This is a genomic window from Cytobacillus sp. Hz8 (genome assembly GCF_042263505.1).
Lineage (GTDB): Bacteria > Bacillota > Bacilli > Bacillales > Cytobacillaceae > Bacillus_BE.
Genome location: NZ_JBHKFI010000013.1, coordinates 91,221 through 107,810, shown reverse-complemented (window position 1 = coordinate 107,810; position 16,590 = coordinate 91,221). Strand labels below are relative to the sequence as shown.

Here is a 16,590-nt window from a genome sequence, read left to right as displayed (position 1 = left end):
GATCAAAATATAGCCATTAAGTGATTTGAAGGAGAAGATGATATTGAATCAAGAGCAAATCGAGAATGTTTTTGAACATATGGGGTATGTTTATTTTCGTGAAAAATTTCCATTTAAGTTGTGGCTAAATGGGATATTAGATGAGGAGGATGAAGAATTTTTTCTCTCATTTTTAGATGTGTACAGGCTTGAGGATGATGATGCGTACTGCTTTGATGAATTTTTGTATCTCTTGAGAATTTATCAATATATTTGCAAGCATAATGATTTACCTGTTTTTTATTTTTGAAGGAAGTGGGAGTAACAGTAAAAAATCATAGATAAGGCTAAATGGAATTGCTGGGAAAAGACTAATACGCGATAAATGGCGGAATCGTGAAATAAAAGGGTGAAAATGTAAAAATTGAACGGAATCGCGTGAAAAAGGTAAAATGTGAACAACGAAGCGAAGTTGTGGAATAAAGGGTGAACACGCGAGTATCAGGGAGAAATCACGAATAAATAGATAAGAAAACTTACGCAATTTTTTATATAACAATACGCAAAGAATCAAAAAGAGACAGTCTAAAAAGTCTGCCTCTTCCAAATATCCTACAAATCCTTTACATATACTGCAGTTCCTGTTGCAATACACATCATCATGCCTTCGCGAAGGGTCTCAAAGTCTAAATCTACACCGATTACGGCATTTGCTCCTAGTCTGCTTGCCTTGTCTTGCATTTCTCGAAGGGCAATTTCTCGTCCTTCTGCTAATTTATTTTCATACGCACTGCTGCGACCGCCAATTATATCGGTTACACTTGCTAGGAAATCTCTGACAACATTGGCTCCCATAATAGCTTCTCCGGAAACTACACTAATATATCGTTCAATCTCCTTGCCTTGCAATGTAGAAGTGGTCGTAATAACCATAGAAAATCCTCCTCTATTTTTTGAATGATTAATCTACGAGTAGCGGAGAAAAAGGTTTCAATTCAAAAAGTTAGTCAATCTTATAAAGAAGAGAAAGGCTAACCATATCGAGAGGGTCAGCCTTCATTAGGAGATCATGCTACTCTTCGTTTATTCGATTTTTAAAAGCTTCTTGAGTGACGAGTAATTCTTCATCTTCTTGTGCTTCCGTGGTATGGCGTTCAACAAGAGTATTTTGGGGGAACTCACCTGGGTGACTTTTTTTCTTGTGATTCAGATGCTTACCGCGACCCATGTTCACACGCTCCTTTCACTTTTTTATTTTTTCAAAAAAGAAATTTTCTATGTATTCCTTTTTGGTTGAGGCAAATTACCACTTTTTGTTCAATTGAAGGGGGAATTTGGTCGAAATGCCAAAATAAAATGTAAAATAATGCTTCAATATTTATAGATTTTTGTCGAAATAAATAATAAGAAGTCTATTAATCATTGAAAACCTTTCAAATGATAGACTATTATAAAGTAATAGAGTGATAATTTCCTTAAACTTCAAAAGTAGAGATAGGTGACTATATATGGATAAAACTTCGATAATTGGTATTATTTTAGCTCTAATAGGAATTGGATATGGGATGTTTTTAAAAGGGGTTAGTCCAACTGTTGTTGTGACAAATCCAGCTGCGATTCTAATTATTATAGCGGGGACTGCCGCTGCCGTAACAATTGCTTTTCCAACGAATGAAATTAAAAAGGTGCCAAAACTATTTGCCATTGTCTTTAAAGAACAAAAATTAATTCCTACTACAGAACTAATTAAAATGTTTTCAGATTGGGCTCAGCTTGCAAGAAAGGAAGGCTTGCTTGCGTTAGAAGTGAAAACAAATGAAATTGAAGATGAGTTTTTAAAAAATGGCTTGTCCCTTGCCGTTGATGGCCAAAGTGCTGACTATATTCGGGATGTGTTGACAGAAGAAATAGATGCAATGGAAGAAAGACATCAATCGGGTGCCTTGATTTTTTCTCAAGCTGGAACTTATGCACCAACACTTGGAGTACTTGGAGCAGTTGTTGGGTTAATCGCTGCATTAGGAAATATGGCAGACACAGATACTTTAGGACATGCCATCAGCGCTGCGTTTATAGCAACATTACTCGGTATTTTCACTGGATATGTACTTTGGCATCCATTTGCTAATAAATTAAAAAGAAAATCAAAGCAGGAAGCAAAAATTAAACATATGATGATTGAAGGCATTTTGTCCATTCTTGAAGGAGAAGCTCCAAGGGTTATTGAGCAAAAACTTGCTTCTTACTTACCTGCAAATGAAAGGAAAAAATTCCTTGAAGAAGGTGAAGTGAAGAAGGATGAGTAGAAAGAAAAAGAAAAAGGACGACCATGATGAGCATTTAGGTGAAGATTGGCTGCTTCCATATGCCGACTTGCTTACGCTTCTTTTAGCCCTGTTTATCGTTTTGTTTGCCTCAAGTTCAGTTGATGCGCAAAAATTCCAGGAAATTTCTTCTGCTTTTAATCAGGTCTTTTCTTCGGGAACGGGAATTATGGATTTTCCAAGTCCAATGCCCCAAAAGAATTCTCAATCTCTTGATGAGTATCAGGATAAAGGAGAGAATGATAATAAGGAGGGCGACAAGAATAAGCAACAGCAATCGGAACAACAGTCTTTGAGCGAGGTTCAACGAAGAGTTAATAATTATATAGAAAAAAATCATCTGGAGAATAAACTGGCGACTTCATTATCCGGTGAAGGATTGTTAGTTTCAATTCGCAGCAATGTATTATTTGCATCAGGGAGCGCGGAAGTCAGGAAACAGGATATTAAGATGGCGAAGGAAATATCTGATCTTTTAGTTATGGATATTCCACGGAGTGTCATCATAAGCGGGCATACTGATAACATTCCCATTAGTAATTCAAAGTATGATTCAAACTGGGAACTCAGCGTCATGCGTGCCGTTAACTTCATGAAAATTGTTTTAGAAAATGATAAGCTTGATCCTCAATTGTTTAGTGCGAAGGGCTTTGGAGAATTTCAACCTATTGCTTCCAATAAAACAGCAAAGGGAAGAGCAAAGAATAGAAGGGTAGAAATTCTTATTTTACCAAAGGGTGCTAGCACAAATACTCAACAGTAAAACAGGTTATCTACATCCACTGTGTTCTTATACCATTATAGGATGGGACACTTTGGAGGATAGCCTGTTTTTTTATGATAAAACAAACAAGTCAAAATATTTTGTTAATCAAGAAATATTTGGTATTATTCTGAGGTCAATCTAAAGAGGAGGCATAAGATGAATCGAATAAAAAACTATGTAGCTCAATTTCATCCGATTGTCTGGGTATTGTTAATCGGAACGGTGTTAGCAAGAGGGGCTTCCTTTATGACGCTACCATTTCTATCCATCTACTTATCAAAGAATTTGCATTTGCATCCCATTGTCATTGGCTTAACAGTTGGGATGAGCCCATTAATGGCTACTATAGGGGGCTTTATTGGTGGGCATTTATCCGATCGTTTCGGAAGAAAACCGATTATGCTATCCGCTCTATTTGTCTGGGCATTCGTATTCTATGGTTTTATGATAGCGAAGGATCCCATCGTATTTATCCTATTAAATGCTTTAAACGGACTCTGTAATTCATTCTTTGAGCCAACATCCCAAGCTCTGATGGCGGATTTAACAGAGACAAAAAAACGTATGAAGGCCTATTCGATGCGATATACAGCTATTAATATTGGTGCATCTGTAGGTCCGTTATTAGGTGCATACCTAGCCTCAACCTCGGCAAAATCAACATTTCTCATTACCGGAACGATGTATCTTATCTATGCCATTGTCCTTACGATTATTATGAAGCAGTTAAAAATCTCAAATCACAATCAAAGTAAGCATCAAGTGCGCATAGCCGATGCCTTTTTGATTATTCGAAAGGATAAAGCTCTTCGCTATTTAATATTAGGTGTCATATTAATCAATGCGGGCTATGCCCAAATAGAATCAACATTGCCACAGTATTTAGGAAGCAGCATTCAAAACGGAGTATTTATTTATTCCGCATTGTTATCCATAAATGCCGTAACGGTTGTTGTTCTGCAAATGCCAATCAGTCATTTAGCTGAAAAATTTCGACCTATGCAGGTGATGATGGCTGGAGCGATCTTGATGGCACTTGGATTATTCAGCTTTAGCTTTGTTTCAGGCTGGGTTACGGCGGTTGTAGCAATTCTGATTTTAACTTTAGGAGAGATTCTTGTATTCCCTTCTAATAGTCTTTTAATTGATCAATTAGCTGAAGAACAGTTAAGAGGAACCTATTTTGGGGCAGGACAATTTCGGAAAATTGGACATTTTCTTGGTCCTATTCTTGGAGGATATTTGTTGAGTCATACCGGTGGCTCGTTGCTATTTATTATCATTGCTATTATTACCTTTGGAAGTGTCCTCTTTTTCCATTATGGAAATCAGGAATATGTAAAAGTAATGGCTCCTGTGTATAAAGAAAATGCTTAAAAGAGGGTGATGGTTAATCATCCTCTTTTAAAATAAATAGAAAGCGTTTCCAAAAATTTCATTCAGTATTTTGATTTTTTTCATTTGGTTTACACATACGATCAAGCATAAATCCAGCAAATGCAATAAAACCGATCGGGACAACAAAATTTAAAACATGAAAAAACGTCATTCATATCCCTCCTACCAGAATAGATAAAAATTTCCAAATCAATTCTTGTTATTATTATATGCGAAACGTCACAGAATTGACAAATAATATTCACAAATTTGTCAAAATAAATATTGACAAATTAATCACGATATAATTCGACATTGTTTTATGTCGACTGCATAATGGTTAGAGGAAATAAATTCCTTAAATGTAGAGGATTGACGGGGAATGTTGGAAATAATCAATGAAAAGCAAAAGAAGGATGACAAGTAGTTACACATTTTTTATTTAAAACCGATTATGATTTAGGAATAGCACAAAAAATCTATACTTGAAGTCTCAGAAAAGGGCAAACTAATTGAAAAATTAGGACGCAAAGTCACAGGTCTAAGGTACATGACTTGAGATCATGGATGCTATGATGGCTGGATTATCTGAAATACGATAAGTATTTTTGGGGGAGAAGAGTGATGAATAAGAGTATTTCCACCGAAGAGTTGGATTTCGAGTGGGTAGAATTAATATTTGAGGCGAAAAAGCTTGGGATGAATAAAGATGAGATTCTTTCTTTTTTAAGAAAAAATAAAGAGGATGAAATGGTTTAAGACCAGTTGAGATGAATCTAAAAATAAATATTGTATTAGGGTTTTATATTTAAGTAAAATTTTGATATGGAATTCAAAAAGACCTGAATTGAACAGGTCTTTTCATTATTGATTTTTCATTCTCCATTTATTAAACTCCAGGTATTCACGAAATTGCTCTTTTGTAACCCCCGAATCCATGGCTTCCTTTACAATTCTTATCCATTCAGAATCCAATTCCTCTTCATCGGGCTTTTCATGAATTAATTGGTCAACTGGAACCTTAAGAACAGCAGCAATTTTTTCAAGGAACTGGATGGAAGGATTTGTTTGTAAGTTTCTTTCTAGAGAACTTAAATAGGATTTTGCAACTCCCGCTTGTTCAGCTAATTCGGTCATGGACATTTTCTTTTCAAGGCGGAGATTTTTCACACGTTCACCAATCATTTACGTTCACTCACCTTATTAATAATGTTAACTTAAATATAACAAATTTTGTTAAAATGTTTTATATTTAGAACAAGATATTAAAAATTTTATCATAATTGTAAACTCTTTTGTTTGAATAGTTATCAAAAGTTTGTGAATTTATTCTATTGGAATGATAAATATGTGATTTGATGGTGAATTCATGTCAAACCCTTCTTTACCAGGGGTTCTTTATGCAGAGTGACAATTTTTTTGATAATCTCCTCCATCAACGATAATATATATATGAGAGATGAACGAATAAGTCATTTTATTTAGATGGTAGGAAAGGCAGGAGTCAAAATGATTGTATTAAAATCTGATCGTGAAATAGAGAAAATGAAAGAGGCAGGAGAGCTATTAGCGGCATGTCATAGAGAAATAGCCAAATTGATAAAACCAGGAGTCACTACCTGGGAAATTGACCAATTTGTTGATCATTTTTTGGCTGAACACGGTGCTACACCAGAGCAAAAAGGCTATAATGGCTACAAGTATGCGACATGTGCAAGCGTTAATGATGAAATTTGTCATGGCTTTCCTCGAAAACAGTCATTAAAAGAAGGGGATATTGTTACTGTTGATATGGTCGTAAATTTGAATGGAGCCCTAGCTGATTCTGCTTGGTCTTATGCAGTTGGTGAGGTTTCAGAAGAAGCGAAAACTTTACTAGACGTAACAAAGAATGCTTTATATAAAGGAATTGAACAAGCGCAGGTTGGAAATCGTATTGGGGATATCGGACATGCGATTCAAACCTATGTAGAAGGCGAAGGGTTTTCGGTGGTACGTGATTTTATTGGACATGGAATTGGAGCGGTGATCCATGAAAAACCAGATGTGCCACATTATGGACTTCCGGGAAAAGGCCCAAGAATAAAAGAAGGAATGGTCTTTACGATTGAACCAATGGTCAATGTGGGAAGATATCAATCCAAAATGGATGATAACGGATGGACAGCAAGAACCATTGATGGAAAGAATTCTGCACAGTATGAACATACGATCGCGATTACCAAAGAAGGTCCGGTCATCCTAACGGAACAATAAAATGGCGACTTTTGGCTAACTGTATGAAGGATAAAATAGGTTTAGGAAGAAAATCAAAAGAATTTCCGCTATTTTGATTTTCTTTTATTGAATGAAGAGGAGTCACAAATGAGATTAATAACTATTGAAGAATATAATCCTAAGCTAATGCAGTTAGCACGACCCGTTTTTGATAAATATAGAAGGGTATTGCTTGCTGCGGGCAGGCAAATTCATCCGATTTATTTAGATCGATTGAAAGCGATGGATATCCGCTATTTATTCGTTGAAGATGCTGTCTCATATGGAATTACGATGGAAGAAATGGTGGATGTTCCAACATGGATGGATGCAATTGAGATAATTGAAGCCGCTTTTAAAAGTGTAGCAACGAAGGGGGAGCTGCCGTTACGGGAGCTCCATAGGCTTGTGGTTCACCTTGTAGATGAGGTGGGAAAGAGAAAAGCTTTGTTTTTAGTGCCTTCAAGCTCACTTGCGGAAGAACTTAGAATGTATGCGCATGCGGTCAATGTAGCCCTAATCTCATTAATGCTTGCAAAAAAAATGAATATTCATCAACTTCAATTAAAGGATCTGGCCTTCGGTGCATTGTTACATGATATTGGAAAATTATTAACAGATGTTGAGGAAGATCATCCGCGAGTTGGCTTTGAATTCCTGCGCAGAATTCGTGAAATTAATTTATTGTCTGCTCATGTCAGCTTTCAGCATCATGAGGCGGTTGATGGATCTGGAACGCCAAGAGGTCTAATAGGGGAACAAATTCATTTATTTGCGCAAATATGTGCGATAGCGAACATCTATGAAAATTCCATTTCAAAGGAAGGCCTCCCACCGCATGTTGCTATGGAATATATTATGACAAAAAGCGGCTCTATCTTTGCACCAGATCTGGTGCAGCATTTTATACAGGGGATTCCATTGTATATACCAGGGACAGGCGTGATACTGAATAATAATCGCAAAGCCATTGTCACAAGAATTGTCGATAATCTTCAAAGACCATATATTCGTTATCTCGATACTGAAGAAGAGATTTCTCTTGCTAATCATCTTACTTTGCTGATTTCAAAGGTGATGGATCGAGAAACGGACATGACGAGTGATGAGTGATTATGAGAAAAGTCCGCAAATATATGCGGACTTTTCTCATTGATATTCATTTCATTGTTTATCCCACTCTTAACGGACAGTAAGACTCCCACTTCAAGATTCTGAGAATACGAAGAAGATAAGTGGGAGATCAACTGTCCGTAAAGGTCCGATAAGTGAAATAAGATTTTTCTTTGGGCTTCAGCCCTTAGAAAAATCAATCAGGCTCTGCGTGACTAACCATCAGTGGGGGATGAATGGCAGACTAAATGCGCGACGTCAATCACAACGTCTGCACTAGTACGTCCTGTGCGTCGAAAATCCCCACTGATGGAAGTTTCACTTTATTTTCTAAGATTTCCAAGTTCTTCTGCTAAAGCTTGCATTTCATTTGGACTAAACGTATTCTTTCTCATAACAAGCTCATAGATTTCCTTTAATTCTTCATACATATTCTCATCAAAATGGGAAGGCTTAATGGCACCAATATTGAGGACCTTTAATTTTTCCTTTATTTTTTCAATCATAAACTCAACATTTTGCGCCGTTTTTTCAGTTAAATTCATCCCGTCACCCTTTCCTTTCATTGGTTTAATCTTTCCATGTGAAAAGCTAAAAGTCAATGGAAAAATGAAAGCTTAAATCTAGTCAATTACATATATATGATGAACATAATGAATATAGAAATATTGTTACTGAGACGAATCTTTTCTTGCATGATGGATATATAATCGAAGAAAATGAAGGTAAGGAGGAATTTGAAGATGATTCATGTATTATTTGTTTGTTTGGGCAATATTTGCCGATCGCCGATGGCAGAGGCGATGTTACGTAATTTAGTGAAAAAAGAAGGTTTAGATCAGATGATTGATGTTGATTCAGCGGGAACTGGTAATTGGCATATTGGTCATCCTCCTCATGAAGGGACAAGAAAAATTCTGCAGAAATATGAGATAGACGGGAGTAATTTGTTGGCTCGTCAAATTTCAATTCAAGATTTTGATCAATTTGACTATATTATTGCGATGGATTCCGAAAATCTAAAAAATCTGCAATCTATGCGCCGGTCATTACCTAATGTTGAAATCAAGAGGCTATTAGATTTTGTTGAGGATATAACGAAAAAGGATGTGCCTGATCCTTATTTTACCGGGAATTTTGAAGAGGTATATGAATTAGTCAAAGTGGGTTGTGAGCAGCTATTAAAAGCAATTAAATTGAAACATCATCTAAAAGGAAAGGGGACAGATACTCATGAAACAGGAAAGTAAAAAATTTTTTGGAGGGATGTTTTTAGGAGCAATCGTCGGAGGAGCCATCACGCTGCTTGATAAAGAGACCAGAAAAACAGTATTTGCGAATGTGAAGAAGACTGGCAGTAATGTCACCTATTACATAAAAAATCCCCAAGTGGTCGTAGATCAGGTGAAGGATGGCGCATCAAGATTAAGGACAACTGTAGAACAGGTAACCGAGGATATCTCCTTTATCGCGGAAAAGGTGGAACAATTAAAGGAAGTAACACCAGCAGTTACCGATTTAGTAAAGGATACACAAGAAGCGTTTTCTTGTGATAAAAAAGAGTTCGAGACGGAAACTGGAAATAAACCTTTTTAATAATTCACCTCTGAAAAAGAAAAAATAGACAAAAAGCCATTATTTTCGTTCTGCCAATTACAACAGGAAATGATGTTTTTCCGATTTAGAGGAGGTGTAGAAATGAGTAAAGGAATTGTAGCTTCATTTCCAAGATTAATCAAACAAATTTTCGAGGATGATGTATTTGGACTTGCTGCCCAGTTAGCTTACTTTTTTCTACTCTCTCTCTTTCCGTTATTACTTTTTTTATTTACACTCATCTCTTATTTGCCCATTACGAGTACACATTTATTAGGATTTGTTCAGGATTTTGCCCCTGGTGACACGATTAATCTAATTGAAACGAATTTAAATGAAATTATGGATAATCGGAATGGAAAGCTTTTATCCTTGGGAATTATCGGAACCATTTGGTCTGCTTCGAATGGAATTGATGCCATCGTGAAGGCTTTTAATAAGGCTTATAATGTAAAAGAGACAAGATCCTTTTTGGTTGCTCGTGGAATGTCAGTGGTTCTAACTCTTGCGATGATTTTTGTATTTATTATTGTTTTGTTGCTCCCTGTGTTTGGAAGGGAAATAGGGATATTTGTTTTTTCGAAGTTAGGGTTTTCACAGCAATTTCTTGTTATCTGGAATACATTAAGATGGGTTATTAGCACGATTGTTTTAATGATTGTTTTTCTATGCCTCTACTGGATTGCACCAAATAAAAAAATTAAGTGCCAAAGCGTTTTGCCTGGATCCATCTTTGCGACCATTGGATGGAGTTTAGCCTCTCTGGGTTTTTCTTATTACGTTGGGAGTATCGGCAATTATTCAGCGACCTATGGGAGTATTGGAGCCATTATCGTACTAATGATTTGGTTCTATATTACGGGGGTCATCATTATTCTCGGTGGAGAAATAAATGGATTCTCAAGTCGTCTAAAAGATGATGAGTCATGTAAATAAGGTTTCTAGATGTTTCCACTGATAATTGTTGGGAGGATTGAAAAATAATAGAGTGTGGGGCCAAAAGATACCCCGCGAAATTGCTCTAGTATTCAAAAACAATCATCAAAAAGGAGATCATTCTTATGGCAAAAGGAGATACAAAGCAAAAAGGGAACAAAAGTAATCCTAAGAAAAAGACATCTGGCTCACAAAATGGTTCTAACGGCTATCACTAATAGAGATTAGTAAGGGAAGAAACTATTTTGCATAAGTGAAAAAGCTGGCAAATCAAAGCGATAAGCCAGCTTTGTTTCGTCTTATGTGCGTAATAGTCTTAAGCTGTTAAGAATAACCAAAATGGTACTTCCCTCATGGCCCACAACCCCATATGGGAGCTCAAGGAATTGTAAGAAGTTCGTTGAAATCAAAGCGACAATAACGGATATCGAAAAAACAATATTTTGTTTTATAATTCGATTCATGCGCTTCGATAAATGAATCGCCTCTGCAATTTTGGGGAGGTCATTTTTCATCAGCACCACATCAGCTGTTTCTAATGCGACATCTGTTCCTTCTCCCATCGCAATCCCAACATTAGCTGTGGCTAAGGCAGGTGCATCATTAATTCCGTCACCAACCATGGCAACCGTATCAAAACGGCCCTTCAGTTTTTTCATTTCATCTACTTTGGTTGCGGGAAGGCATTCTGCGATATAGTCATCCACGTGGGTTTCTAAAGCAATGGCCTTTCCGGTCTTTTGACTATCACCAGTCAGCATAATTGTATATATCCCGTTATTTTTTAACTGGTCAATGGCAAACTTGGTTTCTTCTCTTATCACATCTTTTAGGGCAATCAGTGCTACAATGTCATCCTTGCATTTAACGAACACAATGGTTTTCCCTTGGTTAGCGAGCTCCTTGCAGGCTCCATCTGCAAAAACTTCAGCTTCAGCAGTTCCAACAAAGCCAGCCTTTCCAACCTTCCATTCATTATGATGAAATAGTGCCTTAACTCCCCAGCCGGGAACATCTTCTATGCCTTCTGGATGAAGAAGAGGAGAGCCAAGGTTTGTTTTCACATATTGGACAATCGCTTGAGCTAAGGGATGACTAGAGTGGTTTTCGATGGAAGCGACTGTTTGTAAGGTGGCTTCATGTGATAAACCAGCTTTAACAAAGACATCTGTTACTTCCGGTTTCCCTTTGGTTAGCGTTCCCGTTTTGTCAAAGGCAATTGCTTTAAGATTGCTTAAATTTTCTAAATGCACCCCACCCTTGAATAAGATACCATGCCGAGCACCATTGGATATGGCTGCGAGAGTGGCTGGCATAATGGAAGCTACAAGTGCACAAGGAGAAGCAACCACCAATAAAATCATCGCGCGATAAAAGGTTTCCGTCCAACCCCAATCTAGGGTGTAATGCGGAAGAAATAACATAATGAGAACAATAGATAAAATCACCTTCACATAGGTGCCTTCAAAGTTTTCTATAAATAATTGGGATGGGGATTTTTCACTTTGAGCGGTCTGGACAAGCTGGATGATTTTTTGAAAAAGGGTTTCGTTACTTGGTTTTGTAATCTCGACAGTAATGGATCCTGTTAAATTGACGGTACCAGCAAAGATTTCATCCTTGATAAATTTTGATACGGGAATAGATTCTCCAGTGAGAGCTGCTTCATCCAGTGTCGTCTGTCCTTTGATAATTTGGCCGTCGGATGGGACTCTTTCGCCGGGTTTTATGAGGATCTGGTCTCCAATTATGAGCTGAGAAACATGAACCCTTTCTTCTTTCCCTTCATTAACGCGCAGGGCTTCCTCAGGTTGGAGCTTCATTAGAGCAGAGAGCTCTTTATGGCTTTTATTCAATGTATAGGTTTCTAATGCTCCACTGACCGCAAAAATAAAGATAAGCATGGCCCCTTCTGTCCAGAAGCCAATAACAGCTGAACCAATTGCGGCAAGAATCATGAGCATTTCAACATTTAGTTCTTTGTTCTTTATGGTGTCCCCGATCCCTTCTTTTGCCTTTGCAAATCCCCCAATCACAAAGGCAAGAATATAGAAGGAAATGGATAGTACAGAAATTTCATAGCGGTTTGTAAGCCAGCCTAGGACAATAAGGATTCCACAAGCTGCAGCTGCAATCAACTCTGCATGCGGTTTTAATTTGGATAGAATGCTCATCTGCCTTTCAGCTACATGTACGTTCTCCAATATTTTGGCATCTCCATGCATGTAAGGCCCCCCCTTTTGTTCATTTAATTTTGAATATTGAGAAAAATAATCATCGTCATTCTCCCCTAAAAATGACGAAAGCTGTCATCTATTAGATGACAGCAAGAAAGCAAGAAAAGACTATTTATTTCTAGGATAAAACCAATCAATGTTACCTATATTTTACCACATTGTTAAAGGAGCTAAAAGAGGTTTGTTAACAAAATTTCCACAAATTTTTTCAATATTGAAAATAATAACCAATTCAATGAATTCAGGAAAACCAGTAGATCCTTTAAGCAGAGTGATGTTTAACAGGAATCGGCAGTTTCTTATTTGAATAAACCAATGCCACAAAAATGAAAAATAAGACAGTACTTATAATATGGAAAAAGCTAATACTTTCAAAGTATTGAATGAATATTCCCCCAATAAAAGGACCAACTAGACTGCCTATGCTGAAAAACATTCCACATAATAAATTTCCGGTTGGAAGCAGCTCTTTTGGAGATAAATCTGCCATAAACGAGATTCCGAGAGAAAAGGTCGAGCCTACTAAGCAACCTGCCAAAAAGAAGCATAAAACCAATCCAAAGGTGGAGGATTCAAGAAAGCTTGCTAGCACAAAGGTTAAAAAACCTAAAAAGAGTACATAGGTTAATATTTTTCTACGACCATATTTATCGCTCAAAATGCCTAATGGCAGCTGCGTCATAATACTTCCAATTGCAAAGGATGATAGCATGACGGAAATATTACTTACCTTAATTCCGATCCTTAGAGCGTAGACAGGAAAGCTTCCGTTTAAAGAGGCTTCTAATAATCCATATCCCATTGGCGGGAGAAAGGCAACCCAAGCATATTTCCATACTTTTGAAAAACGTTTGAATGTTTGTGTAAATGAATCTCCATGAGCGTCTTGATTGGGTAATTCATTTTTTAAACTAAATAAGAACATCCAGCCAATCATGCACAAAATCGAAGAAATGATAAATGGCCACGCCGGATTGTGATTGCCTAACGGGGTCATTAATGGCCCCAAAGCAAATCCAATTCCAAAGAAAAGCCCGTATAATGAAATATTTCTGCCAAGCTTATGGGCAGGTGAAAAGGAGGTTATCCAGGTTTGCGCAGCAAAATGCAAGGAATGATCTCCAATTCCAATGAAAAGACGCAAAATAAACCAAAACCAAAACGATTTCCAAAGAGGAAATAATGCTAATGATATAAATACAATAAGACCACCCGTAATTAGGACGGGTTTATATCCGTATTTTCTCAACGGCCCTTCCATAAAAGGGGAGATCAAGAGTATGCCTAAATATAAACCAGCAGCGTTTAACCCATTTAATGAAGAAGATAAGCCGCTATGCTCAAAAATAACGGCGATAAGTGGAAGCAGCATCCCTTGACTAAACCCAGAAATCGCAACAATACTAACTAGGATCCAGAAGCGTAATTGATTTTTGTTCATGTCATAATCCTCAATCTTTTTTTTAAATCCATATCTTCCATCATATCGATTTTTTTTGAAATATTAAATATATTTTTAACAAATAAACTTTGGCCTGAGTTTCCCTTAAGATAAAAAAATAGTATAATCTCCTAAGAGAGAGACAAGGTAAGATTTACCACAGTGGATAGTATTTGAAAACCAAAGTTGATTATGTACATATGTTCATTTAGATAAAAGAAAGAGAGGAACAAAAAAGAATATGGCAAATAAGATTTTCATGATTATTACCTTTATCGGAGTCCCTTTATCAGTTATTGGTTCATTTATGCATTGGCCAAGTATTTTGCTTTTTGCGATTTATTGCTTAACGATTATAGCTCTTTCAAGTTTTATGGGGAGGGCGACAGAAAGTTTAGCGATTGTTGCTGGCCCACGGATCGGTGGATTGTTAAATGCCACGTTTGGAAATGCGGTTGAGCTGATTATTTCAGTGTTTGCGTTAAGAGCGGGGTTAGTAGGAGTTGTTCTTGCATCACTAACAGGTTCTGTATTAGGAAATTTACTTTTAGTGGCTGGTCTTTCCTTCTTTATTGGCGGCTTAAAATTTAAACGTCAACGATTTAATGTGTATGATGCGAGACATAATTCAGGATTATTAGTATTTGCCGTTATTCTTGCCTTTGTGATTCCAGAAGTGTTTTCAATGACCATGAATAAGAATGAAACACTTACTTTAAGCGTTGGAATCTCCATTATTCTCATCATTCTTTATTTGGCGGCTTTATTATTTAAGCTTGTAACACATCGTGGGGTTTATCAACATATGAATGAAACGGAGCATCATGAGGAAGAAACTCCAGAATGGAGCAAAGGGGTCGCCATTGGAGTATTAGCTGTTGCGACGATTTGTGTGGCGTATATCTCTGAGCATTTGGTTCATACTTTTGAAACAGTTGCCGAGCAGTTTGGCTGGTCTGAGTTGTTTATCGGGATTATTATTGTAGCGATTGTCGGAAATGCGGCAGAGCACGCATCAGCTGTATTAATGGCTGTGAAAAATAAAATGGATATTGCCGTTGAAATTGCGATCGGTTCAACCTTGCAGGTGGCAATGTTTGTTGCACCGCTGCTTGTTTTGATTTCTCTTTTCTTACCGAATTCCATGCCACTTGTCTTTACACTGCCTGAATTGATTGCCATGATAACGGCTGTGCTGCTTACGATTGCCTTATCTAATGATGGGGAAACCAACTGGTTTGAAGGGGCAACGTTATTAGCTGCCTATGTCATTATGGGCATTGGGTTTTACTTATTATAAAAGACATGAAAAAAATCGGATCTGGTGTTTATTAATCAGATCCGATTTTCATAAGTATTTTGTATGAAATTTCATCATATAAAAAGATTTGACTCAAGCGCTTTATTTAAGTTTATCAACCACCTCTCATGAATAAGAATCAGAAACGTACTTTGAGAGTTGCGAATTATAGATAAACTTTCAACCTCCTCTATTCTGTGATTGAAGCGATTGATATCCTGCCCTCCTTTATGATTGATTACCTTTATTATAATCACAAAAGCCCAAGTTGTAAATATTCTTAATATTACATAAATGTTACGTTAATTTTTTTTGAGAAAAATTACATTGAATGGATATTTTTAATGGACTCCGAAAAAAATATAATAAACATCTTTTGAAAAGCTGAAAGGAGTTCAAGTATCATGAAAAAATTTGGTTTTGTCTTTATTGTTGGTCTTGTTTTCATGCTCTCCTTCTTGCCTTATGTCAATGGGGAGAAGCCTCAAGAAAAAAAGGCGCCACAATCAATTCAACATATAAAAATTCCAAACTCTGTCAGGAATATTACAAAGGAAAACACTTATCCAAATCCGACACAAGACATTCCCAAGCTTCAACCCAGTGAACTAACACAAAAATTGATTGATTCGTCTAAGGTGAAAATTGAAAATCCTGAATTAATTCGGATGTTAAATGAAACGAATGTGAACAGTACACCATTTGCGATTGGGTATCGTGCGACAATCTATCTAGGACAATGGCCTCTTCATTATGAGTCAAGCGAAACGGCTCCAAATTGGGAATATCAGAAAATTAATACGAATTATTATGATAATCGGGGCGGGAAATCCCCTTATCAAATCCATTACGTTCAAGAGGCGCAAAAAATCGTTCGCGGAGGGTTAACCGCTAAAATCGCAAATGCGGATGATGTCAAAAAGATGATGCTGTTAAAAGCAATGGAGAAATCAGGTTTACCGCTCGCTTTTGATACCGTTATCGGAGGAGGGACAAAGAAGGATCAGGTTTATAACATTCCACCCAAACGGCTTGGTTACTTATACGGTTATGCTCCTGCGGTTAATGAAAAAGGAAAGGTAACTTATGGAGAAGTGTACTTAATGCTAAAGGGAAATAAAAAAATGATTATTGTTAAAAATGTTACCTCCCAAGGAATAGGGGCATGGATTCCTGTTCAAGATCATGTTTCCTTTGGATTTGCAGCAACGGAACGGCCAAGATAAAAAAAGGTCCCTGTTTAAATGGAAGACAGGGACCTTTTT

At 37.0% G+C, this 16,590-nt stretch carries 18 protein-coding genes and 1 riboswitch; of the genes, 12 read left to right on the top strand and 6 right to left on the bottom strand.

Translation table 11 applies throughout. The features are described 5' to 3' along the window. Positions 1 to 43: 43 nt before the first annotated feature. Positions 44 to 289: a hypothetical protein gene (locus ACE38V_RS15870; RefSeq protein WP_375842677.1), complete on the top strand. Its 246-nt coding sequence runs from the start codon at positions 44 to 46 to the stop codon at positions 287 to 289. A 302-nt stretch (positions 290 to 591) separates the two neighbouring features. Here the strand turns inward: ACE38V_RS15870 and ACE38V_RS15865 are convergent, their stop codons facing one another. Both ACE38V_RS15865 and ACE38V_RS15860 read right to left on the bottom strand, forming a co-directional pair. After that, positions 592 to 912, bottom strand: coding sequence for a YbjQ family protein (locus tag ACE38V_RS15865; protein WP_375842675.1), 321 nt, complete (start codon positions 910 to 912; stop codon positions 592 to 594). A 139-nt stretch (positions 913 to 1,051) separates the two neighbouring features. Continuing rightward, positions 1,052 to 1,207: a hypothetical protein gene (locus ACE38V_RS15860; protein WP_375842673.1), complete on the bottom strand. Its 156-nt coding sequence runs from the start codon at positions 1,205 to 1,207 to the stop codon at positions 1,052 to 1,054. A gap of 280 nt (positions 1,208 to 1,487) precedes the next feature. On the opposite strand from ACE38V_RS15860, the gene motA reads away from it, so the two are divergent. The 4 genes from motA (at position 1,488) to sinI (ending at position 5,205) form a co-directional block, all read left to right on the top strand. After that, entirely contained in the window at positions 1,488 to 2,285 is a 798-nt protein-coding gene (gene motA, locus ACE38V_RS15855) for a flagellar motor stator protein MotA (RefSeq protein WP_375842671.1), read from the top strand. Next, positions 2,278 to 3,066: a flagellar motor protein MotB gene (motB, locus tag ACE38V_RS15850; RefSeq protein ID WP_375842670.1), complete on the top strand. Its 789-nt coding sequence runs from the start codon at positions 2,278 to 2,280 to the stop codon at positions 3,064 to 3,066. The genes motA and motB overlap by 8 nt, the downstream gene beginning before the upstream one ends. 159 nt (positions 3,067 to 3,225) lie before the next feature. Beyond that, positions 3,226 to 4,446, top strand: a complete 1,221-nt coding sequence (locus tag ACE38V_RS15845) for an MDR family MFS transporter (RefSeq protein WP_375842668.1) — start codon at positions 3,226 to 3,228, stop codon at positions 4,444 to 4,446. A 492-nt stretch (positions 4,447 to 4,938) separates the two neighbouring features. After that, positions 4,939 to 5,038: riboswitch (cyclic di-GMP riboswitch) on the top strand. 32 nt (positions 5,039 to 5,070) lie between these two features. Then, positions 5,071 to 5,205: a DNA-binding anti-repressor SinI gene (gene sinI / locus ACE38V_RS15840; RefSeq protein WP_375842666.1), complete on the top strand. Its 135-nt coding sequence runs from the start codon at positions 5,071 to 5,073 to the stop codon at positions 5,203 to 5,205. 105 nt (positions 5,206 to 5,310) lie between these two features. On the opposite strand, the gene ACE38V_RS15835 is transcribed toward sinI, so the two are convergent. Then, positions 5,311 to 5,631, bottom strand: a complete 321-nt coding sequence (locus ACE38V_RS15835; protein WP_375842664.1) for a helix-turn-helix domain-containing protein — start codon at positions 5,629 to 5,631, stop codon at positions 5,311 to 5,313. 324 nt (positions 5,632 to 5,955) lie between these two features. On the opposite strand from ACE38V_RS15835, the gene map reads away from it, so the two are divergent. Further along, a complete protein-coding gene (map, locus tag ACE38V_RS15830) occupies positions 5,956 to 6,702 on the top strand; it encodes a type I methionyl aminopeptidase (RefSeq protein ID WP_375842663.1) in 747 nt (248 codons plus the stop codon). A 108-nt stretch (positions 6,703 to 6,810) separates the two neighbouring features. Further along, the gene (locus tag ACE38V_RS15825; RefSeq protein WP_375842662.1) at positions 6,811 to 7,815 is read left to right on the top strand and encodes an HD-GYP domain-containing protein; all 1,005 of its coding nucleotides are present in this window, start codon (positions 6,811 to 6,813) and stop codon (positions 7,813 to 7,815) included. 323 nt (positions 7,816 to 8,138) lie between these two features. Here the strand turns inward: ACE38V_RS15825 and ACE38V_RS15820 are convergent, their stop codons facing one another. Beyond that, entirely contained in the window at positions 8,139 to 8,360 is a 222-nt protein-coding gene (locus ACE38V_RS15820; RefSeq protein ID WP_375842660.1) for a DUF1128 domain-containing protein, read from the bottom strand. 198 nt (positions 8,361 to 8,558) lie between these two features. Between ACE38V_RS15820 and ACE38V_RS15815 the strand changes: the two genes are divergently transcribed. From ACE38V_RS15815 to ACE38V_RS15805, 3 genes are all read left to right on the top strand, one after another. Beyond that, on the top strand, positions 8,559 to 9,065 hold the full coding sequence (locus ACE38V_RS15815; RefSeq protein WP_375842658.1) for a low molecular weight protein-tyrosine-phosphatase: 507 nt from the start codon (positions 8,559 to 8,561) through the stop codon (positions 9,063 to 9,065). Further along, positions 9,049 to 9,411 carry a YtxH domain-containing protein gene (locus ACE38V_RS15810; RefSeq protein ID WP_375842656.1) on the top strand — a complete coding sequence of 121 codons (363 nt, stop codon included), beginning with the start codon at positions 9,049 to 9,051 and terminating at the stop codon, positions 9,409 to 9,411. Before ACE38V_RS15815 ends, ACE38V_RS15810 begins: the two co-directional genes overlap by 17 nt. Before the next feature lie 102 nt (positions 9,412 to 9,513). Then, entirely contained in the window at positions 9,514 to 10,347 is an 834-nt protein-coding gene (locus ACE38V_RS15805) for a YihY/virulence factor BrkB family protein (protein WP_375842655.1), read from the top strand. 299 nt (positions 10,348 to 10,646) lie between these two features. On the opposite strand, the gene ACE38V_RS15800 is transcribed toward ACE38V_RS15805, so the two are convergent. Continuing rightward, a complete protein-coding gene (locus ACE38V_RS15800; RefSeq protein ID WP_375842653.1) occupies positions 10,647 to 12,572 on the bottom strand; it encodes a heavy metal translocating P-type ATPase in 1,926 nt (641 codons plus the stop codon). Positions 12,573 to 12,846: 274 nt separating this feature from the next. After that, on the bottom strand, positions 12,847 to 14,025 hold the full coding sequence (locus tag ACE38V_RS15795; RefSeq protein WP_375842651.1) for an MFS transporter: 1,179 nt from the start codon (positions 14,023 to 14,025) through the stop codon (positions 12,847 to 12,849). 241 nt (positions 14,026 to 14,266) lie between these two features. On the opposite strand from ACE38V_RS15795, the gene cax reads away from it, so the two are divergent. Then, positions 14,267 to 15,325, top strand: coding sequence for a calcium/proton exchanger (gene cax, locus ACE38V_RS15790; RefSeq protein WP_375842650.1), 1,059 nt, complete (start codon positions 14,267 to 14,269; stop codon positions 15,323 to 15,325). 404 nt (positions 15,326 to 15,729) lie between these two features. Continuing rightward, the gene (locus ACE38V_RS15785) at positions 15,730 to 16,551 is read left to right on the top strand and encodes a YfkD famly protein (protein ID WP_375842649.1); all 822 of its coding nucleotides are present in this window, start codon (positions 15,730 to 15,732) and stop codon (positions 16,549 to 16,551) included. Positions 16,552 to 16,590: the final 39 nt, after the last annotated feature.